This is a genomic window from Acinetobacter sp. ANC 4178, from assembly GCF_004331175.1.
Taxonomy (GTDB): Bacteria; Pseudomonadota; Gammaproteobacteria; order Pseudomonadales; family Moraxellaceae; genus Acinetobacter.
The window spans coordinates 256,498-278,283 of record NZ_SJOD01000003.1 but is presented as its reverse complement, the minus strand read 5'-3'; the positions used below and the strand labels follow the sequence as shown (position 1 = coordinate 278,283).

Annotated in this window: 18 protein-coding genes; 11 read left to right on the top strand and 7 right to left on the bottom strand. The window is 41.9% G+C overall.

Annotated elements, in window-relative coordinates; genetic code table 11:
• The first annotated feature begins 3 nt into the window (after positions 1-3).
• The 4 genes from eutC (at position 4) to E0H87_RS16235 (ending at position 3,615) form a co-directional block, all read left to right on the top strand.
• Positions 4-819, top strand: a complete 816-nt coding sequence (gene eutC, locus E0H87_RS08365) for an ethanolamine ammonia-lyase subunit EutC (protein ID WP_131323164.1) — start codon at positions 4-6, stop codon at positions 817-819.
• A gap of 617 nt (positions 820-1,436) precedes the next feature.
• Positions 1,437-3,116, top strand: a complete 1,680-nt coding sequence (locus E0H87_RS08360) for a mechanosensitive ion channel (protein WP_131323163.1) — start codon at positions 1,437-1,439, stop codon at positions 3,114-3,116.
• Between the two features lie 64 nt (positions 3,117-3,180).
• Entirely contained in the window at positions 3,181-3,336 is a 156-nt protein-coding gene (locus tag E0H87_RS16055) for a hypothetical protein (RefSeq protein WP_165493949.1), read from the top strand.
• A 144-nt stretch (positions 3,337-3,480) separates the two neighbouring features.
• Complete coding sequence (locus E0H87_RS16235; RefSeq protein ID WP_264757384.1) at positions 3,481-3,615, top strand: hypothetical protein; 135 nt, start codon at positions 3,481-3,483, stop codon at positions 3,613-3,615.
• An 89-nt stretch (positions 3,616-3,704) separates the two neighbouring features.
• On the opposite strand, the gene E0H87_RS08355 is transcribed toward E0H87_RS16235, so the two are convergent.
• From E0H87_RS08355 to E0H87_RS08335, 5 genes are all read right to left on the bottom strand, one after another.
• Complete coding sequence (locus E0H87_RS08355) at positions 3,705-4,904, bottom strand: NAD(P)/FAD-dependent oxidoreductase (RefSeq protein WP_131323162.1); 1,200 nt, start codon at positions 4,902-4,904, stop codon at positions 3,705-3,707.
• Positions 4,905-4,968: 64 nt separating this feature from the next.
• A complete protein-coding gene (locus E0H87_RS08350; protein ID WP_131323161.1) occupies positions 4,969-5,838 on the bottom strand; it encodes a 1-aminocyclopropane-1-carboxylate deaminase/D-cysteine desulfhydrase in 870 nt (289 codons plus the stop codon).
• A gap of 63 nt (positions 5,839-5,901) precedes the next feature.
• The gene (locus tag E0H87_RS08345) at positions 5,902-7,062 is read right to left on the bottom strand and encodes an HlyD family secretion protein (protein ID WP_131323160.1); all 1,161 of its coding nucleotides are present in this window, start codon (positions 7,060-7,062) and stop codon (positions 5,902-5,904) included.
• Positions 7,063-7,094: 32 nt separating this feature from the next.
• Complete coding sequence (locus E0H87_RS08340) at positions 7,095-8,744, bottom strand: MFS transporter (protein ID WP_131323159.1); 1,650 nt, start codon at positions 8,742-8,744, stop codon at positions 7,095-7,097.
• 12 nt (positions 8,745-8,756) lie between these two features.
• Positions 8,757-9,305, bottom strand: coding sequence for a TetR/AcrR family transcriptional regulator (locus E0H87_RS08335; RefSeq protein WP_131323158.1), 549 nt, complete (start codon positions 9,303-9,305; stop codon positions 8,757-8,759).
• A gap of 281 nt (positions 9,306-9,586) precedes the next feature.
• Between E0H87_RS08335 and E0H87_RS08330 the strand changes: the two genes are divergently transcribed.
• On the top strand, positions 9,587-9,778 hold the full coding sequence (locus E0H87_RS08330; protein WP_131323157.1) for an NF038215 family lipoprotein: 192 nt from the start codon (positions 9,587-9,589) through the stop codon (positions 9,776-9,778).
• 112 nt (positions 9,779-9,890) lie between these two features.
• Here E0H87_RS08330 and E0H87_RS08325 read toward each other — a convergent pair whose 3' ends face one another.
• Entirely contained in the window at positions 9,891-11,504 is a 1,614-nt protein-coding gene (locus tag E0H87_RS08325; RefSeq protein ID WP_131323156.1) for an oleate hydratase, read from the bottom strand.
• Between the two features lie 465 nt (positions 11,505-11,969).
• On the opposite strand from E0H87_RS08325, the gene E0H87_RS08320 reads away from it, so the two are divergent.
• Positions 11,970-12,551, top strand: a complete 582-nt coding sequence (locus E0H87_RS08320) for a LysE family translocator (protein WP_171458362.1) — start codon at positions 11,970-11,972, stop codon at positions 12,549-12,551.
• Positions 12,552-12,605: 54 nt separating this feature from the next.
• Here the strand turns inward: E0H87_RS08320 and E0H87_RS08315 are convergent, their stop codons facing one another.
• Positions 12,606-13,574 (bottom strand): MBL fold metallo-hydrolase, encoded by a 969-nt coding sequence (locus E0H87_RS08315; protein WP_131323154.1) that lies wholly within the window; start codon positions 13,572-13,574, stop codon positions 12,606-12,608.
• Positions 13,575-13,950: 376 nt separating this feature from the next.
• Between E0H87_RS08315 and kdpA the strand changes: the two genes are divergently transcribed.
• Genes kdpA through E0H87_RS08290 form a run of 5 tightly spaced genes read left to right on the top strand, consistent with a single transcriptional unit; the run spans position 13,951 to position 21,698 of the window.
• The gene (gene kdpA, locus E0H87_RS08310) at positions 13,951-15,648 is read left to right on the top strand and encodes a potassium-transporting ATPase subunit KdpA (RefSeq protein ID WP_131323153.1); all 1,698 of its coding nucleotides are present in this window, start codon (positions 13,951-13,953) and stop codon (positions 15,646-15,648) included.
• Between the two features lie 16 nt (positions 15,649-15,664).
• Positions 15,665-17,677, top strand: a complete 2,013-nt coding sequence (gene kdpB, locus E0H87_RS08305; RefSeq protein WP_131323152.1) for a potassium-transporting ATPase subunit KdpB — start codon at positions 15,665-15,667, stop codon at positions 17,675-17,677.
• Positions 17,678-17,686: 9 nt separating this feature from the next.
• On the top strand, positions 17,687-18,322 hold the full coding sequence (kdpC, locus tag E0H87_RS08300) for a potassium-transporting ATPase subunit KdpC (protein WP_131323151.1): 636 nt from the start codon (positions 17,687-17,689) through the stop codon (positions 18,320-18,322).
• A gap of 12 nt (positions 18,323-18,334) precedes the next feature.
• Complete coding sequence (locus tag E0H87_RS08295) at positions 18,335-20,983, top strand: sensor histidine kinase (protein ID WP_131323150.1); 2,649 nt, start codon at positions 18,335-18,337, stop codon at positions 20,981-20,983.
• A 10-nt stretch (positions 20,984-20,993) separates the two neighbouring features.
• Entirely contained in the window at positions 20,994-21,698 is a 705-nt protein-coding gene (locus E0H87_RS08290; RefSeq protein ID WP_131323149.1) for a response regulator, read from the top strand.
• Positions 21,699-21,786 lie beyond the last annotated feature (88 nt).

Below are 21,786 nucleotides of genomic sequence, written 5' to 3'. Positions count from 1 at the left end.
TGGATGAAACTACATTATGATGTGCAGTATCCGCAGCAATTTGAACAAAACCGTTGGGAACAACTGAAACAGTTTACCGATGCCCGAATTGCTTTGGGGCGAACAGGTGGAAGCCTTCCGACTCGTCCACTATTAGAATTTCAATTGGCCCATGCTCAAGCCAAAGATGCCGTATTAAAGCCGCTTGATCTTGAATTGTTAAGCCAGCAACTTAAGCAGCAGACCATTCCTTTTGTGCAAGTCAGCAGTTGTGCAGTCGATAAAGATACTTATTTGAAACGTCCTGATTTAGGGCGGGAACTTTCTGAGACTTCACGGCAAATGCTCACAGCAATGCAATCTGTGCAACAGCAATATGATGTGTTAATTGTGGCAGGTGATGGCTTATCGGCACGTGCCATTGAAGACAATGCAGCCAGTTTTATCACGAAAATGTTCGATGCCTGTGCCCAGCAAGGTTGGTCTGTGGCTCCCATCGTTGTTGCAACAGGAAGTCGAGTAGCTTTGGGGGATGAAATCGCGCAAATCTTAAATGCGCAGATGTTAGTCATGTTAATTGGCGAGCGTCCGGGTTTGAGTTCCCCTGATAGCATGGGTATTTATTACACTTGGCAAGCTCAAAAAGGTTGCCATGATGCTATGCGTAATTGTATTTCTAATGTGCGCCCAGCAGGCTTGGATGAAGTGACGGCGGTACAACGCCTGATTGCCCTGATGTCTAAGTCCAAACAATTACAATTTTCTGGTGTGAATTTAAAGGATGAACATGAAATGACCATTGAACAGGGGCAGTCACAATTACTGCATGGGATTTTCTAAAAGAGCGACGTGATGCTAAGCCAAAATAAAAGCTAAGCTGCTCGTTCTAGAGGTAATTTACAAGCGCTCACGATCACATAATGCTTTGTCACACAATTTCATACTTTTTGTTGTTAGTATAAAAATTCAACAAGGGATGAATTGAGTGAGGGGAACATGGTACATGATTTCAATAAACCGCCTCATGTCACGAGTGCTGAAGAAATAAGACAAAAAAAACGCTTACCAGTGTACATGCTAATCTTAGTCGGTATTTTTTTCTTGGCACTTGTGGTGTATATGCTCTCAAGCGGAACGCCAAGTTAAGAATGTGCAACGGGGAATGTCTTTGAAGCAATGCTTGAAGACGGGGTTCGATGCAATAATTCAGGGTGGGTTCGCTTGAGTTGAAACGAATAATTTAACGGAATGCTGTCTATAAAATAAAAGCTCTGGCTCAATAAGCCAGAGCTTTTTTGCTATTGGAATGTGCCCTTTTGTTGTAATTCTGCATATGCTTGTTGATTAAAAAAAATACAAATCCTAATGTGATGAAGTACCTCCATGCTTTTTATGAATACAACAATCAAGCTCCTAATGGCGTCAGTCATTAACAGAAATAAGAAGAGGGAATAGACATGAATGAATTTTTTGAAGGGGGAATGAGAACCCCTGAAATGAATGGGATGTATTATTGGGATCAATTGCATCCGATTTTATCTGCTGTCGCTATTTTGCTCATTGGTTGGGTGATTGCTTTAGTCATTGCCGCCGCGGTAAAAAAAGTATTATCTAAATTAGGCACCAATGAAAAGCTTTCTGGTGCAACGGGACATCGTTCCAATATTGAAAACATCGTGTCTAGAATAGTCTTTTGGATTGTGCTGCTGATCGCCGTGATTGGAGCACTGAATGTCTTGAATCTGACCAGTGTGAGTGGTCCATTCAGTAATATGATCCAACAGTTCTTGTTGTTTATTCCACAGCTTTTGGCCGCAGCAGCGGTTGCTTTTATTGGTTGGATTTTTGCCAACTTGGTGAAAGTTGGACTGAAGAAATTACTGGATCGAACTCAGCTCGATGAAAAACTGAGTGAAGATGTGGGGGTTAGTCCCATTAGCCAAAATATCAGTGAGATCGTTTACTGGCTGATTTTATTATTATTTTTACCGATTGTTCTTTCGATTTTAGGTTTAAATGGTTTGCTGTTCCCAATTCAAAATATGCTGAATGAAGCCATTTCATATCTACCTAATTTATTTATTGCCATCGTGATTGTATTTGTTGGCTATATTTTGGCAAAAATTGTTCGAGGCATTCTTGAAGGATTGGTGCAAGGCTTAGATTTACAGAAGCAAGCACAAAAAATCGGACTGTTTAAGAACTCGAATTTAGCGCATGTATTGGGCTCATTTGTATTTGCAATTATTATTATTACCGCCTTAATTATCGCATTTGAAGCCTTGGGTATTGATTCAATTTCACAACCTGCTACTGCCATGTTGTACGAAATTATGAATGCAATTCCGCAAATTATTGCAGCTGGGCTAATTCTGATTATTGCCTATGTGGTTTCGCGGTTTGTGGCAAATTTGGTGGTAGATATCGTCTCTGGGACAGGTGTTGATGACATTCCTGCCAAACTCGACTTACAGCGCTTTTTAGGCACCACAAAAATTTCATGCGTGGTGGGTTATTTCATTGTATTTTTTACTATGTTGTTTGCAGTATCAGAAGCAGCCAATCGTTTGGGTTTAGAGCAAGTCAGCCTACTGATTTCCATGTTTATTCAGTTTGGTGCCAATATTCTATTAGGTGCAGTTATTCTAGTGATTGGATTTTGGTTGGCAAACTTGGTGGCAAATATCGTACAACGCGGTGAATATCAGAGTTCGCTTTGGTTAGCCAATTTGGTCCGTGTGCTCATTATGGGATTAGTCATTGCTATGGGCTTAAGAGCGATGGGAATCGCTGATTCGATTGTGAACTTGGCTTTTGGTTTAACCTTGGGCGCTGTCGCCGTCGCATTTGCCCTTGCCTTTGGTCTTGGGGGACGTCAACCTGCGGAGCGAATTTTGACTGAATTGATTGATTGTGCGAAAAAGCAGGCGAAGCAACCCAATCCACAACCGAAAACATCAAACCCAATGGCATCTACTCAGGTCAAGCAACAACCCTCTGCAACATCATCTACGGATCAGGTTGTACCAGATGATCTACTGGTCGACCCTGAGCATAAACCTTTAAATAACCCGTATGGTTCTACAGGTGAAGCTGAAGGGAATATTGATATTCAGCCAAAAGATGACCCGAAATAACGTGTTGAATTTTGTCGAGATCGATCATGCTTAGACTGATCGATCTTGTAAATGAGGAAAGAGGATGAAGAATAAAGTACCGAATAAGATCATTGCCCCAATCATTATTGCGGGAATTACCTTTGGATTTTTAGTGAGTGCTTATAAATTTATTTTTGCACAGCAATCGGCGCATTCCAATGCCAATGAAGCAGAGGATTCGACAAAACAGGAATTCTAATACTTTATGCTGAGAGAGTCGCATTTTAAATTTGATTGTGTTATTGATAGAAAATGTTCAGCATCATTTAGTATTTAGTTTAATACGGCTGACATATTTCTGAATTAGATTTAGAACTAAAAAGATAAAATGAAGGGAATTCCAATGTTAAAATTTTTATTGACCCGTTTGAATGTAGTGACCGATACACAACAAAGTTTAGATCAAATGCAAAAAGCTATTCAGCGTGTGCATGCCAATCCGCAAGTACATTTACTGCGTACTGATTATTTAGAGTAACGGATGAGATTTCAGTCTATTGATGATAGGCTGGGTCTAATGAAAACAGGCAGTGCAAATTTACACTGCCTGTTTTTTATATAAAACGATTAGACATATTCCGAAGCAGCATGTGCAGATGACCATGCCCATTGAAAGTTAAAACCGCCCAAATGTCCTGTGACATCCAATATTTCACCGACAAAGTACAGACCTTTTTGCTTTTTACTTTCCATGGTTTTCGATGAAACTTCAGTGGTATCTACGCCACCTAAAGTCACCTCAGCAGTACGGTAGCCTTCTGTTCCTGATGGTTTGACTTCAAACGCATGCAAGCGCGTTGCAATGTGTTCGAGTTTTTCATCAGAAAGCTGACCAATTGCTGTTTCAGCCAGTTCAGGCCAAATGAGGTTTTGTAGTTCAACCACTACACTTTTAGGGAAATGTTCACCCAGTAAAGTACGAAGTAACGCTTTAGGTTGACTGTGTTTCTTGGCTTTTAAGTAATCGTGCAAATCTACGCTTGGTAGAAAGTCAATTTTGAAACTTTGTCCCACATCCCAATAATTCGATAGTTGTAGCGAGCTTGGCCCGCTGAGCCCACGATGAGTAAATAAAAGGGCTTCGGTGAAAGCGTTTAAGTCATTTGATAAAGTTGCATCGACCGCGTTGCCACTTAGGCGAGTGGTCACTTCTTTAAAACTATCCGAGAAGGTAAAAGGCACTAAACCTGCGCGAGTTGGATATACATGATGACCAAATTGTTTCGCAATTTCATAACCAATGCCAGAACCGCCTAAAGTTGGAATGGATAAACCACCTGATGCAACCACGACAGATTCAGCTTCAAAATAACCCAGTGTCGTGGCAATTTGAAAACCTTGCTGATCAAGTGCAGTGATGGCTTTCACTTCACAATTGGTTTTAATATCGACCAAACCTGTTTTTTCACACTCGCTCAACAGCATAGCTAAAATTTCTTTGGCACCTTTTAGGGTGAAAAGCTGACCATGTTTACGTTCTTCATATTCAATGCCGTATTCACAAACTAGGCCTATAAAATCCCAATTGGTATAGCGGGTCAGGGCTGAAATTACAAAGTGCGGATTATGTGAAATAAAGTTGCTTGGCTCGACATAAAGGTTGGTAAAGTTACATTTACCACCACCCGACATAAGAATTTTTTTGCCGACTTTATTGGCTTTTTCTACCACTACGACTTTACGTCCACGCTGAGCTGCCATATAGGCTGTCATTAAGCCAGATGCACCAGCACCTAAAACTAAGACATCATATTGATTTGTGGACATGACACACTCGCGGGAGAATAAAGCAGGGCATTATAGACCATCTTTTTTGCTTTTTCAGGACTATCTAAAGTGCGGCTAAACGACCTTGTAACCCACCTGAATGAATCACCAAAATACGATGATCTACTGGAAATATCCCTTGTTGAATTAAATCGGTTAAGCCCAATAGCATTTTGCCTGTGTAAATTTGTTCCAATGGAATGTCATATTGCTGCTCAAAGTCTTGAATAAATTGCAGTAGTTCAGGCGTAGTTTTGGCATAACCGCCACAACAATATTGATCGGTAATTTGCCAATTATGTTTTTGGGTGAGTTGCTGCACTTCTGCTGTAAGAAAATCGCCTTTTAGCGCGGAGAAGCCCAAAATTTGCTGTTGTGAAGTACTGGCTTCAATGAGGCCTGCAATGGTGCCACCTGTACCGACTGCGCAGCAAATCAGATCGAAATTTTGTCGATCCATATCAGAGAGAATTTCTGTGCAGCCTTGAATGGCAAGGGGATTTGTCCCTCCTTCAGGAATCACATAATAGTCAGGGTAATCTTGTTGTAACTGTGCTAAGTAGGCTGGGCTTTGCTTTTGCCGATAGGTTTCACGCGTTACAAACTGCAACTGCATACCAAATTGTTGCGCCGTATTTAGAGTGGGGTTTAAGGGTTTGCTGGCCAGCTCTTCACCTCGAATAATGCCCAGACTCTCAAAACCAAATAACTGTGCTGCATAAGCCGTTGCGGCAATATGATTGGAATAAGCGCCACCGAAGGTCAGCAGTTTTTTATAGCCTTGTTGCTGTGCCGCTAACAGATTGTATTTGAGTTTAAAAAACTTATTGCCTGAGATTTGCGGATGGACTAGGTCTAAACGTTTGATGCTGATCTCAAATCCTTCGACAGTAATCTGCTGATAAGGAATGGTTTGGGCAATCTGGTTAAACATAGGATTTTTATCAATTGGGCTCAAGGCATAGTGTAAGTGAAAAGTCGTGGTTTCTGCACAGAATTAACGCTGTGCAGAGTGGGTATCGACCGAACTAATCACCGACATGCCGGGACGTAAATTTTCTATGTCTGTTTGATTCGGATCAATTGCAATCCGTACAGCAATACGTTGTACCACTTTGGTAAAGTTGCCCGTAGCATTATCGGCTTTAAGCACACTGAACTCTGAACCTGCGGCAGGGGAAATTTGTTCCACATGACCTGTAAATTTTTGATGATTTAAAGCATCCACCGTAAACCATGCTTTTTGCCCAATTTTCATGTTAGCAATTTGAGTTTCTTTAAAGTTCGCAGTGACCCAAGTTTGCTGCGGAATCAGATAGAGCAATTGTGTGCCTGCTGCTACATATTGTCCTACACGTGGATTGACTTCACCTAGTTGTCCATCCATCGGGGCAATAATGCTACTGTAATTTTTGGTAGTTTGAGCTTGATCCAGTTGTGCCGCAGCATTGGTCACTTGTGCTTTGAGTCCTGTTTCAGCCACTTGTGCGGTTTTGAGCGCTTCTTTTGCCACCAATACATTGGCTTGCGCCTGTTGCAATAAGGCTAAATTATTTTGCGTGTCGGCAACTGCTTTGTCTTGTTCTGATTTAGACGTTGCACCTGTGTCGCCCAACTGTTGATAGCGCTGCTGTTGTGCTTGTGACAATTGATAGGCTGCTCGAGCTTGTTCGACTTTGGCTTCTGCCGCAACAATATCGGCTTTACGCTGAGCTATACTTTGCGTTTGATTCGATAGGTTATTTTGCGCCTGATCCACGCCAGCTTCAGCCTGCGTGACTTTTTGGTCATAGGTGGTGGCATCAATATGCATCAATACCTGTCCTTTTTTGACATGATCAAAATCACTGACCAATACATCTTTCACGTAGCCGTTAATTTGTGAAGAAAGTACCGTGGTTTTGCCTTTGACATAGCTGTTGTCAGTGGACTCAACTGCACTGTCAAAAGGTCCAATTTTCCATGCCCATAAAATGATCCCGATACCGACGATCAGTACTAAAAACATCAAAATCAAGGTACGTTTTGCTGTTGGAATCAGTTTGCTTGAAGGCGGTGTAATCGCTGTTGTCGCTGCCGCTGGCTGTTCAGGCTGAGAGGCATCTTCAGACGTTGCGGTTGTTTCAGCAGGAGCTGCTGGTTTTTGATCTTCAGACATAACAATTTCTCAATAAATAGGGAGCGGTGACATTAGGTAGGACCGATTTTCGCTTGTTGTCGCAGTTGGTATTGATTCCGTGCAATCAGGAATGTGCCCCACAGCAATAGCAGCATCGCAACAACGCCATTTAGGCTAATCACGTCGTTATAGGCACGTACTTGGGCTTCTCGAGTCACCACTTGATTTAAATTTTTTAAGGCTTGTTGCTGCTCTAACTGCTGATCGAGCGTGTAACTATGCGAACTTTGCTGATACGCTAAAAGGCGCTGTGCAATCAACGGATTGGTTTCGGGCAGTTGTTGAATCATTTCGGCACGATAGTTCTGGGTGCGGACTTGTTGATAGGTGGAATAAAAGGATGAACCGACTAAGCCACCAAAAGTTTGGGTCGCTGAAAATAAAACAATAAACGTGACAATATGGGTGGGGCCTTTTTGCATGGCGCTTAAAATTCCTGTAACCAGCAATGGACCAATAAATACTCCACTGGCAAAGCCCACCAAAAACTGACTGCCGTAGAAGTTGGAAGGGCGAATATCGCTGGTGAGGTGGAAATCCAACCCGCAAGCAATCAATACCAAAGCTTCTGCTAATAGTAAGTGCCAAATAATCCGTTCACGTGAAAAGGTGATCGCACTAAATAAGGTTCCAGACACAATGCCTAAAAAGATCACCACATAGAGCGGCACAAATTGATCAGGGCCCATACCCATAGTTTTTAAGAAATTGACTGCGGCATAGCTTTGCTCGGACATTAAAAAGCGAATAGCAAAAGCACCGATGATAAAGCGAATAGTGGATGCTGCACCTAGCCAACGCGTCATAATCAGTGGATTGACCCGATAATGCTCGTAGACCAAACCAATCACAATCAGGCTGAATCCTGCGATCAGCAAATAAGCCAACCACTTCACTTCAAACCACCACAAGATAGGCCCTTGGGTCAGTACAATACACAAAAAGGCAAAGCCGGGTGCGAGCAGGGCAAAGGTGAAAAAGTCCTGCTTTTCAAAAACAGCGACACGTAAGCTGCGCGGGAGTTTCAGCGCAACGACCATGGCAAAACAACAGAGCGCTAAACCAATTTCAAAGGTATACAGGACATTCCAGTTATTCACATCAATGAGGTATGGAGAAATGATCCATGCCAAGGGAATACCGAGTTGTTGGAAGCCTAAAGCCAAATAGATACTGCGACCAAAATTTTCCCGCTTAAAGGCCTGCATAATGTAATACATACCTAAAGAGCTGAGAGGTGCTGCGACCATGCCGCTAATAAAACGTACCAATACCGCCATTTCAAAGGTATGTACAAAGACGTGTAAAACCAAAACCGCAATAAAAATCAGTAGGCCAATTTCAGAAAATAGACGTAAACCGTATTGTTGGCGGGCTTTAAACAAAATCAGGTTAGAACTGACGTTTGCCATGACATAAGCCGCAGGAATCCAAGCCACTTCAGAAGGAGTGAGTCCATATTCACCCTGAATTAAGGGCAAATTCGCAGTAATGAAACCGTTACTGAGGCTTGCAGACAGTGCGACAAATAAGCCAATACAAAAATATAGAATACGTTTGGTATTGGAGTGAGCAATTACGGCAGGAGAGCCGGGCAGAGTTGGCTTTTCTTCAGCTGTCCAGTTTGGCGCAGGTTCGAGTAAACGCGGTGGTTGTGTCATAAGTGATGACCTTTATGCCCGAATACCATTGAGTAAGAGCTCAATCGCACGTTGCGCAAGTTGTTGCTGCTCTATATCGGTCAGTCCCTGAAATGAAGTCCTTAAAATCGCCGTAATCATGGCGTAATCTTGAGTGGTCAAATCGGGGCGACAAACGCCGTGCTGAATAGCCTGATCAATCAAAGGCTGTAAAATCGCATCGCGACGCGCATAGATATCGACCATGATGGGATCATCACGCTCAATCACCCGCCAATATTCCATTAGTGCGGTTAAATACGGTAAGTTATAGACATGGTTTTCAATGAGACGAATAAAACCATCTTCATATTGAGAAAATGCTTCAGCACGAACTGCAAGACGTTCTAAGGCTTGTTCCATGAGTGCAATCACCAACGCACGACGGTCAGCAAAATTACGATAAAAAGTTGCTCGCCCGACATTGGCTGCATCAATCACCATTTGCAACGGCGCATTAATGCCTTGAGTACGAAAAACCTGAACAGCGGCTTCGAGCAACTCTTCACGGTTTTGTGCAGCACGCTGTTGGCGAATAGTCATGATGAATGCATATCTTTTAGCAAGGTGGTTGTAATATTTAACGGACAAAAGTGTCCGTTGTAAATATTCAGTCCTGTAAGATTTTGTAAATCACTTTTTGTTTTTCTAATTTAATTTACTTATCGTATTGTTTTATCTATGAAAAATTGATGCTTTTTTAAATAAAGAAAAAAACTGTAAAACGGCCATGCTCATGGATAAAAGCTGTAACAAAGTTGATAGGCTTGGAAAAATAAAAGTGCTATGCTGAATGAACAATAAGAAAGAAAAAGAGGGATGTGATGAACAAAATATCCTTGATACTGATCTGTATTCTGGCTGGGTTGCTCACAGCTTGTGATGCAAAAGATGAGCTGAATAAACCTCAAACGATGGTTAGAACCATGGTCATTGGGGGAGTGCCTGTAGCTGATCATGATTATCAGTCGGTTGCGCGTGACCAAAGGTCTCATGTCGATCATTCGCAACCTTAGTGTGATAGGCAGCTTGATGAGTTTCACTGAACTTGAGAAGGCAAGAGTGATTCAAAACAGATGAAACGAAAAAAGAGCATCAGAAAGACGCTCTTTTTTTTAATCTAAATGATTAGTGGAAAACCGCTTCTAAAGCCTTTAATCCAACTTTAGGATCGAGCAAACCATTATAGATTTCAGGGATGTCTCGTTCTACGCCGAAAAATTCATAGATCGCAAGCATGGCGCCGCGTACAGAGTATTCGACAGTAAAGACCACATCATCTTCAATTTCTACAAATTGCCCCAAGAATGCAAAATTCTGTGACCCTTTCGGAATCACACAAGGACGATCTCCCGGTTTACGGCAAGCAAATAGGGCAGAGGCATACGGCATCATGGCTGTTGTCACATCGGTGCTTGCCAAAACATGATCTAAAATGTCGTCAAAGCCTAATTGTTTGACTAGCTCAGTTAAGATTTCTTGACCAGTGGCTTCGGACATGGGTTTTTTGATGTAATCGCCCATATGGTCAATTTGGAAACCATAGCCCCATAGGGTAAAAGTCCCTTGTGGTAAATTGGCAAAGTGGGGTTGTGCAGGAACCACAATCGACAAATGCCAACCTGACTCAAACCATGTCATTAATGCACCTGTGCCGGGTTCATTACTTGTATAGTCAACAATCCGTTTTAGTAGCACATCATCTTTCATGGTTAGCGTGAACGACTCCCACTTGTGTTCATCCACATTGCCATAGAAGCTCATCGGTCGTCCAAAATCAGGTGCTTTTTTAGAAAGCGTTTCCCATAAACGCCAGCCATGATCTTGGCGATCTCGAATGAGTGCGGGAACATCATCGTTACCGCCATAACGTGAGTCGGCAGTGATTGAACCCAAGGTAAAAATGGCAAGATCATGCGGTTTCAGGTCTATTTCTTCTTTGCCTTCAGGTAATGTGACATAAAGTTTAGTCGCACGACGTTCTTGCGTGGTTTCATCCGTACTAAAATCTGCATCGGTGACATAATTGCCAAAGCGCACATCAACGCCTTGTTCAACTAACCAACGCTGTAAAGGCAGAATCATCGAATCATATTGATTATATTTGGTTCTTTTTACCCCAGCCAAAGTATGAATGCGAGGCAGTTCTTGAATAAAGCGTAAGAAGTAACGTCTTAATTCAGCCGCGCTATGCCATTTTTGAAAGGCAAAAGTGGTTCGCCACATGCGCCAAAAATTACTTTGAAAAAAAGATTCATCAAAAAACTCATCAATACGGCGGCTGCCAATGCGCTCTTCTTTTGATGCTAATAAGCGTAGCATTTGAGCTCGATGCAAATTGCTTAAACCTAATTTTTCCGCATCCAAAATATTGTGCTGGGCATCAATTAATCGTGCATTGGCGTGAGTTTTCACTTGCTCATTAAACTCACGACATTCTTCACGTACAGAAATGTCTGGGTTTTCTAAAGAGGGAATGCTCGAAAATAAATCCCATAAACATAAATAGGTTTCATCCGTGAGCATTCGGCCGCCGCGTGTAACCCATGCATGTGCCGCTTCAGGTGTTGTGCCACCATCCATGGAGCCACCTGTAATATTTAATTCTTCTAGGATATGAATGTTTTGGGCAGGGACTTGCGCATCACGAATGGCAAAGGCTGCTGCTGCCATACCTGCAATGCCACCCCCAACGATCCAGAGATGTGCTTGTTTGGCGTCGAATGTTTTTTTATTCGGCATGATAAACCCTCTTGTGTCATTTTTATCGGAAAGTAAAATAAAACCATATTTTTATTATGTGATTGCGCGTGTGAAAATACTATGAAAGAAATGTGAAAATTTAATGTGAAATTTTGATTAAAAAAAAGGTTTTATGGGGAAAAAAGTGATTGGATTAAAATAAAGAAATCATGTGGTATTATTTTAAATATATGATAATTAAAATTATATTAAGTAATTACTCTAATTAAGCCTATCTTTGCAGTATGAATAAAATACTTTACAAGTGTATTTAAATAACAACCTTTAATTGGGTTCAATCCGTTTTGATGATACGATTTATAGTATTTTTTATTGCACTAAGCGTATTTTTTGATAGGTTTTGGTGCAAATTTTGTCTAAAATGATGCACCCATTTTTTATCCCAATGCATCGAGGTGCTCTTTGGAATCGCTCATTATATTAGGTTCAATTACCTTGGCTTTAATGTTAGGTGCAATTAGCCCCGGGCCGACCTTTATTTATGTGGCGAAAAACTCAATTGCAATTTCGCGTAAACACGGTTTGTTTACCGCATTGGGTACAGGAACAGGCGCAGCGTTGTTCGGGTTATTGGCGGTGATGGGTTTGCAAGCCATTCTATTGGCAGTGCCTTCGGCATATCTCGCTTTAAAAATCTGTGGTGGTATTTATTTACTTTGGCTGGCATTTAAAATTATTAAGCATGCTAAGGAGCCAATGGAAACCACGAATGGTGCAGCGGAGCCGATGAGCTATAAACAAGCGTACCGATTGGGTTTAATTACACAAATGAGTAATCCCAAAATTGCGATTGTGTTGGCGAGCATTTTCACCGCTTTATTGCCAAAAGACATTCCGACCTATTTTTATGTGGTATTGCCTATGCTGTGTTTCTTTATTGATGCAGGTTGGTATTCATTGGTCGCGGTTGCTTTGTCAGCAGAAGGTCCACGTAAAGTTTATTTAAAATCGAAAGCGATTTTTGACCGTGTAGCGGGTGGGGTTATGACTTTGCTTGGGTTAAAACTTATTTTTGGGATGAAGTAACAGTTTTACATCTGCCTGACCCTCTCCTAAACGGAGAGGGTGTTTTGTTATAGACTAATCCTTAAAATGCACAGGAATCCACTGATAACTTTTTCCATCTGCTGAATAGATGTGCCCAACCCCCGGGAAAGGTAAATGCGGTGCTGCAATGGTTTGTCCGCCTTTAGCATATTCAGCAAATTGTTTTAAGCGTGTTTGCACTGCTTTTTTCGGGTCGATATCATAATCAATCGCAGTTTCTGGTTTGTCGAATTGCACAGTATGTGAGTGCACAATGTCACCAATAAATACCACAGTTTCATCTTTGGTTTTTAGTTCATAGCTAAAATGTCCCGGTGTATGCCCCGCGGTATTAATCACTTTAAAGTCCTGAATTTGATCGCCTAACTGATACGTTTTGAAGCGTTGTTTGGCTTGATAGGGTGCAATGGCTTGTTTAATTTTTTCCACAGTGCCGACATAGCCAGCTTGTTTATCTTTAGGAATTTTGTCGACTTGTTTCGGGTTTAGCCAATAGTTTGCTTCATCATTCGAGACATACACTGTAGCATTTGGGAAGTTGGCTACGCCATTTTGGCTGATCCCACAAACATGGTCTGGGTGGAGGTGAGTCAGTAAAATCGTATCGACTTGTTCAGGTTTATAGCCAGATGCTTTTAAGTTACTGAGCACTGAACCCAAATGTGGACCAAAACAGCTGGCTGCACCACTATCTACCAAAACCAGTGAATGACCTGTATTGACTAAAAAGGCATTGATCGAGGTTTGTATGCCTTTGGCTTGGTCAGCATAGTATTTCTTTAAAATATCATGTACTTCTTTTTCTGGAATATTTTGAAATAGCTTCGGTGACATGAAATTGGTGCCGTCTAATAGGGCCGTGATTTGCACATCACCCGCTTGATATTGGTAATAACCTGCGATTTGTTTTTGCTGTTGAATTGGGGCGGGTGGAGAAGTGGCAAATGCCGCGTGGCTGATCAAACTTGCGCAGATGAAAGTTGCAGCAATATATTTATTCATTGGGATTCATATATAAAATTATAAAGTTCTTTATTTTTAACATGTAAATGCTGCCACAGCAATTTGGTTACTCTGTTTTAGACATTAGATTTTCAAATTTAAAGGCGGATGTTTTGTTTTGCTATTGAGGGATAAAGGGCAATTTATATTCAAATAGAATTAGTACGCATTTACAACGGAATAGGACATGCTGGCTTATGCCAAATTTAAGTTTTATCTATGTAGGCTAATGAAGATTTTAGGTTATCTTTTTAAAGTCAATTTTTATTTGTTATATGAATCATTTAAAAATTTACGCGTCTTACTTTTTTCAATATAGAGAATTTACGCCCTTAATTTCCATACTAATGCTGACCTATTTTAAATGGCATTTGCTATGTGGGAATTTATTACTGTATTTGTCTTTTCATTATTGTTGGCTTATCCGCTCGGGCACTATCTTGCGGATGTGATGCAAGCCAAACCCATGAAGAGCGATCGTTTGTTTAAATGGATTGAGCAGCCAATCTATGCTGCTCTAAACGTAAAACAAGTGGGCATGAACTGGCGGCAATATTTGGGTGCTTTTGTCCTGAGTAATGTTGTATTGCTTGGGGCGAGTGTCACTATTTTAATGACACAGGCATGGTTACCCCTAAACCCCGACCATATTCCAAATATGAATTGGGATCTGGCTTTACATACCACCATTTCCTTCCTGACCAATACCAACCAACAGCATTACTCAGGGCAAGCACAACTGTCCTATTTATCGCAAATGACGGTGATTGTGGGACTACAATATTTGTCGCCAATTATTGGACTTGCCTTATTGGTCGCCATGTTAAGAGCCTTATTTTTACAATCAGCTCAAGCAGAAGACTCAGAGCAAAACAAATGGAATCGCATTAATCTGGGTAATTATTGGATGGATATCATCCGACCTTTATTTCGGTTTTTCATTCCACTCGGCTTAGTTTTTTCTGTCCTTTTGACCTTTCAAGGTGTACCTGCAACGCTCTCTGCGGGTCCTACAGCGCAAGTTTTAGACCAAACTACAGAAGTTAAAACTCAACATATTCCACTGGGCCCCGTTGCACCGATGGTGGCGATTAAACAACTCGGTAGTAATGGTGGGGGCTGGTATGGGCCAAACAGTAGTGTGCCTTTAGAAAATCCAACACCATTGTCCAATGTGATTGAAATGATCGCGATTTTACTGATTCCACTCTCTGCGGTGTTTATGGTGGGGCGCTTTATTCAACGTAAAAAACTGATGTGGATGATTTTTGGCACGATGTTGTTGATGTCACTGTCTTCAACGCTATTGACCCTGTGGACTGAAAAATCTTCACTGATTCCAAATACTGCATTGATGGAAGGCAAGGAAGTCCGTTTCGGTGCTGAGGCATCGGCGTTGTGGGGGAGTTTGACCACACAAGTGAATAATGGCTCGGTCAATATGATGCATGACTCGGCTTCACCACTGACGGGGTTGGTTGAACTGTGCAATATGCTGATCAATGCCATTTGGGGCGGGATTGGTTGTGGGCTATTACAGTTCTTTATTTACCTATTTCTTGCGGTATTTATTGCAGGTCTGATGACAGGGCGTACCCCTGAACTGTTTGGCCGAAAAGTTGAAGTGACTGAAATTAAGTTATTGGCACTGGTGATTCTGTTACAGCCTGTAGTCATTCTTGGCTTGACGGCCATCGCCATTGCATTTCCATCCATTACAGGCAATTCAAATCCAGCATTTCACGGCATTAGCCAAGTGTTTTATGAGTATGTCTCTGCCTATGCCAACAATGGTTCAGGTTTTGAAGGTTTAGGTGATAACACTTTATGGTGGAACCTGAGTGCCAGTGTCGCGTTATTGGCAGGTCGTTATAGCGTGTTGATCATTCCAGTCTTGATCGCGGTGAGTTTAGCAACCAAACCACAAGCAGCAGAAAGCAAAGGTTCTTTACACATAGAGTCTCCAACCTTTGCCCTGACTTTAATTGGAATCGTGCTGATTCTGACTTTGTTGCAATTCATGCCAGTGTTGGTGATTGGGCCAATTGCTGACTATTTGTCGATTAAAATCTAAGCGTGGAGCAAGCACAATGAAACATTCAAATGCGACACAACACATGGATATTTTGAATAAAGAAATTATTCAGCAAACTTTCCATAAATTGCTGCCTCAACACGCTTTTAAAAATCCAGTGATGGCATGTGTCTGGGTGGGAACAATCTTAACGATTATCGCAACCTTGATGGGCAGTACTAGCTTAGGTTTTGGTTTAGTCCTAAGTTTGATTTTATTGGTCACGGTCTTATTTGCCAACTATGCCGAGGCGGTTGCAGAAGCCAAGGGACGTGGGCAAGCAGCATCTTTACGTCAGGCGCGTGAAAATTTAACTGCAAATCGTATTCTCGATTTAAATGCTATACCGACAGTGATTTCTGCAAACTTACTCAAAAAGGATGATTTAGTCATCGTCAAAGCAGGTGAAATTGTTCCTGCGGATGGTGAGATTATTCAAGGCTTTGCAACCATCAATGAATCAGCGGTTACAGGTGAATCTGCGCCCGTACTGCGTGAAGCTAATACCGACCGTTCAGGCGTGATTGGTGGAACTAAGGTTTTGTCGGATGAAATTATTATTCGAGTCAGTAATGAGGCAGGGCATAGCTTCTTAGATCGTATGATTGCCTTGGTGGAAGGTGCCAATCGTCAGAAAACACCGAATGAGATCGCACTGAGTATCTTACTGAATATCATGACCATTACTTTTATTGTGGTGGTAGCAACCTTACCTTTTATTGGTTCAATGGTTGGGATCAAAATTAGCATCGTCTTGCTGATTGCACTGTTGGTGTGTTTGATTCCCACCACGATTGGCGGCTTGCTGCCTGCGATTGGGATTGCAGGGATGAACCGTGCTTTAAAAGCCAATGTCTTAGCCAAATCAGGTAAAGCGGTTGAAGTTGCGGGTGATATTGATGTGTTGTTGTTGGATAAAACTGGCACGATTACTTATGGTGACCGCCAAGCCACGGCTTTTTATCCATTGGCAGGTGTAACCCCAAGTGAGTTACGCCAAGCAGCAATGCTGACTTCTTTTGCTGATCCAACGCCTGAAGGGAAGTCGGTCATCAGCCTTGGGAAAGAGTTAGGTGAAAGCATCCAAGAGCCGAAAGATGCTGAGTTCATTCAATTTAGTGCCTCAACACGTTTATCGGGTGTGGACTTGGCTACGGGACAAAAGATTCGTAAAGGTGCAGTCGATGCCATTCTTCATTTTACCCATCAAGAGATTAAGGACAACATTGAGCTTAAAACTCGTGTCGAACAAGTGGCATCAAAAGGTGCAACACCACTCGTAGTGGCTTCAAATCACAGTATTTTAGGCGTGATTGAACTGTCTGATGTGATTAAACAAGGCATTAAAGAGCGCTTTGCACTGTTACGTGAGATGGGCATCAAAACCATTATGGTCACAGGAGACAATCCATTGACTGCGGCTGCGATTGCGGCTGAAGCAGGGGTGGATGACTATATTGCGGAGGCGAGACCTGAGGACAAATTAGCGTGCATTCGTAATGAGCAAGCAGCAGGAAAATTAGTCGCAATGGTGGGTGATGGTACCAATGATGCACCAGCCTTGGCTCAAGCTGATATTGGTTTAGCCATGAATTCGGGTACTCAGGCTGCCAAAGAAGCAGGCAATATGGTGGACTTGGATTCCGATCCGACCAAATTGCTAGATGTGGTTGAAATTGGTAAACAGCAATTGATTACTCGTGGAGCATTAACCACTTTTTCGTTGGCAAATGACGTCTCTAAGTATTTTGTGATTTTACCTGCATTGTTTGCCGTGGCGATTCCACAACTTGGGGTACTGAATATTTTACAGCTTAGTAGTCCAAGCAGTGCCGTGATTTCCGCTTTGATCTTTAATGCTTTGATTATTCCAATGTTGATTCCATTGGCACTCAAAGGCGTTCAATTCAAACCTGCCAGTGCGTTGCAATTGTTACGCCGTAATATGCTGATTTACGGTGTAGGTGGGGTGATCTTTCCGTTTATTGTGATCAAGCTGATTGACCTTGTTGTGTCATTGTGGATTTAGGAGTGAGATATGAATACTTTATTGAGTCATGAGCAATTGAATCAACAGGACTTAGCATTATCTAGTCAAGGACATTCAGTCCTACGTCCGAGTCTGGGTTTAATTGCAGTTGGTTTCTTGATTGCAGGCATGTTGTACGCTACAGCAAGTGTCTCCATTGCGCAGTTGATCTTTCCCAAACAAGCCAATGGTAGTGTCATTGAACTGAATGGTAAAATTATTGGTTCAAGCTTGGTAGGACAAAACTTTGTTAGTGAACAATATTTTCATGGACGACCAAGTGCGGTAAGTTACAATGTCGATGGCATGGCAGGCAGTAATTTAGCAATCTCAAACCCTGATTTGCAAAAACAGATCAAGGAACGAACTGCACAGTTTGCGCAAAACAATCAGATGACTGAGCAACAAGTGCCTAATGAGATGGTAACGGCATCGGGCAGCGGGATTGATCCTGATATTTCACCTGAAAGTGCTTTATTACAGGTGAAACGGGTGGCACAGCAACATCATTTACCTGAGCAGCGAGTGCGTGATTTGGTACAACAACAAATTCAGCCTGCACAGTTCGGCGTCTATCGGCAAGCGCGGGTCAATGTGCTACAGCTAAATTTAGCCTTAGATCAATTGTCATCGACCACACGTTGATAGAGCGTAATTATGCAGATCGACCGTAATAACAAAGCAGATGCATGGTTGGCACATAGTCAACGTGAACAATCTGGACGTTTGACCATTTTCTTGGGTGCAGCACCAGGTGTAGGGAAAACCTATGCCATGCTGACCCGAGCGCATGAATTGATGCAACAAGGGCAGCATGTGGTGGTTGGGGTCGTAGAAACCCACGGTCGATCTGATACCGAACGTTTGATTCAAGGGTTGAATGTTATTCCAAGGAAGCCTGTGGAATATCAGGGGCGAATGTTGGACGAGATGGATCTCGACCAAATTCTTAAATTAAAGCCTCAAATAGTGCTTGTTGATGAATTGGCCCATCGTAATGTACCCAATAGTCGGCATGAATATCGTTGGCAAGATGTCAATGAGTTGTTGGATGCAGGCATTGATGTCTATAGCACCTTAAATATTCAGCATTTGGAAAGTCTGAATGATGTAGTTTTTCAAATTACGGGGATTCGGGTCACTGAAACTGTACCTGATGCTCTACTGAAACGTTTGAAAGATATTCGACTGGTTGATTTACCTGTTCCCGAACTATTAGAACGGATGAATCATGGCAAGATTTATTTCGCCGATGTTGCACCCCATGCATTACAAGGTTTTTTTAAAGCTGCGAATTTGACAGCGTTACGTGATCTGGCAATTCAAACTGTTGCAGGGCAGGTTGATATTGATTATCGAGAAAAATTTGTTGCGCAAGGGCAGATTATTCCGATTCAAAATCACGTCATGTTGGCGATAGATGGTTCTGAATTCTCTGAAGATTTGGTACGCCGTGCCCATCGGATTGCGGAAAGGCGCAATGCAACGTGGAGCGTCATTTCGATTCAAAAAAGTAAGGTTGAAACGACCCAAGCTTTTGCAGTGACGAAGGCTTTTAATCTAGCGCGTAAGCTTGGTGCAGACACTTATTTACTCTATAGCAATCATATTGCATCGACCATTTTACAGGCAGCTTATGATTATGGTGCATCGAATATTTTACTTGGTAAAAGCCCTCAAAAATCGTTATGGCAGCGTCTATTTTCAGATCATATTGCCGATCAACTGTTAGAGAAACAGCACCCTTTTGAAATCACCTTTGTTCAGCCTTTAAAAGCCAAAAATAATGAAAAGCGTTTGCAGACAAATGTGGCTTATTCATCTTGGCTGGAACAAGGCTTGGTGTTTAATCAACGTGAAGTGTTTGAAAGTATTATCATTGTATTGCTAGGATTGATTGTGGCTGCAATCAGTGATCATTTTATTGGGTATAGTGATTTAGCCTTAATTTTTATTGTGACTGTATTATTGGTTGCGATACGCGCACGCATGTTGATTACGATTATCAGCGTATTCATCTGTTTTCTACTCTACAATTATTTTTTTATCGAACCTCGATTTACCTTTATGATTAGCGCTGAACGAGGCGTGATTACCATCATTACTTTTATTGTCTCAGCCTTACTGGTCGGGCGTTTAGCCAACCAATTACGTGCGCAGGTATTGAGTTTACGTGCTGCAAATTCAGTCTCGTTACAGTTGCAAGAATTGGAAAGAAAACTATCGACCTGTGTGGATATTGAACAGGTATTAACCGTCGCCAAACAACATTTAGAAACCTCATTAAATGCGACGGTCTGGTTAAAAGTTGAAAATCAGTCTTTGGGTGATGTCTCTGCTTTAAATGAAAAAGATCAAATAGCCGCAGATTGGACGCAGAAGAATGCGAAACCCTGTGGACGCTTTACCAACACACTGACCAATTCTGAATGGTGGTTTATTCCGTTGAATCTAGTAAAGGAATATGGGGTGATTGCGATTCGCTTTCATCAAAATGCTCAAACCATCAGTTTTGAATTGCAACGTTTAACTGAGTTGATGATTGAAGATATTGCGCAAACTGTTGCTCGGGTTCAACTCTCGTTACAGTTGGAAAATTCTCGTGTGGTGGCTGAAACGGAAAAGCTACGTTCAGCTTTGCTTTCTTCGGTATCGCATGATTTACGTTCACCCTTAGCAGCGATGATTGGTTCAGCAGATACGCTCAAATATTATGGTGAACAGATGCCTGAAAGCGATCGCCATGAATTATTAGACACCATTCATATCGAGGGCGAACGATTGGATCGTTATATTCAAAACCTGTTGGATATGACTCGACTAGGTCATCAGGGTTTGACTTTGAGTCGTGCTTGGATCGGTGTGGATGAACTGATTGGCTCGGCAACGCAACGGCTTAAACGCTATCAGCCTGAGGTAAAAATTGAGGTTGCTTTGGCGGAAGAACTTCCTCAATTGTATGTGCATCCTGCTTTAATTGAACAAGCCATTTTTAATGTCTTGGAAAATGCTGCCAAATTTTCACCAGAGAATGTTCCGATTGAAATAAAGATTCAGCAAGAGGAACAATGTCTGCAAATTGACATTACCGATCAAGGGATCGGCATTCCTGAACATGAACGCGAGCAAATCTTTGATATGTTCTACACCATGCAACGCGGTGATCGAGGGAAAACAGGTACAGGTTTAGGACTTGCGATTGTCAAAGCCATTATTGGCGCTCATATGGGCAGTATTGAAGCTTTTGCTGGAACAGATGGTCAAGGCACCTTAATTCGCATACGATTACCGTTATATCAGGGTTAAATGATCTTTTATGCCGCAAACAATCTATCCGAATGCATCAATTTTAATTATTGATGATGAACCTCAAATTCGAAAATTTTTAGACATTGCTTTACGTGCGCAAGGTTATCAGGTGCAGGTGGCTGAAAATGGCATGAAAGGCTTAGAAATTTTGGCAACACGAGGTGCGGATTTACTGATTTTAGATTTAGGTTTGCCAGATATGGAAGGACAGCAGGTGTTGACCGAGATGAGACAGTGGTCAGATATTCCTGTGATTGTGTTATCTGCACGTCCTGATGAAAATCAAAAAATTAAATTGCTCGATGCAGGTGCAAACGACTATGTCACCAAACCGTTTAGCATTCAGGAATTATGTGCCCGTATTCGGGTGATGTTTCGCAATAAACCACAACAGTCTGAACAGAACATTGTATTTGATGATGGTCAATTATCTGTGGATGTGGCTGAGCATGTGGTGACGTTTGCCCAGGAAGAAATTGTCCTCACCAAAAAAGAATTTCAACTATTAGCACTGCTAATTCGTCATCAGGGGAAGATTGTCACGCAAAAACAAATTATGACGAAGTTGTGGGGCATCACGCATGAAGAAGATACCCATTATCTTCGAATCTTGGTGAAAAAACTCCGCAGCAAAATTGGAGATTCTGCCATCAGTCCAAACTATATTTTTACCATTGCAGGCGTGGGGCTGCGTTTTTTAGGTGAATCCTAATGATCAACTTGAATAGAGCATAATAAGAACATAAGTGGCTCAAAAATATTGTGGGACTGATTCAATCAAATCCCACAAAAGAATGCCT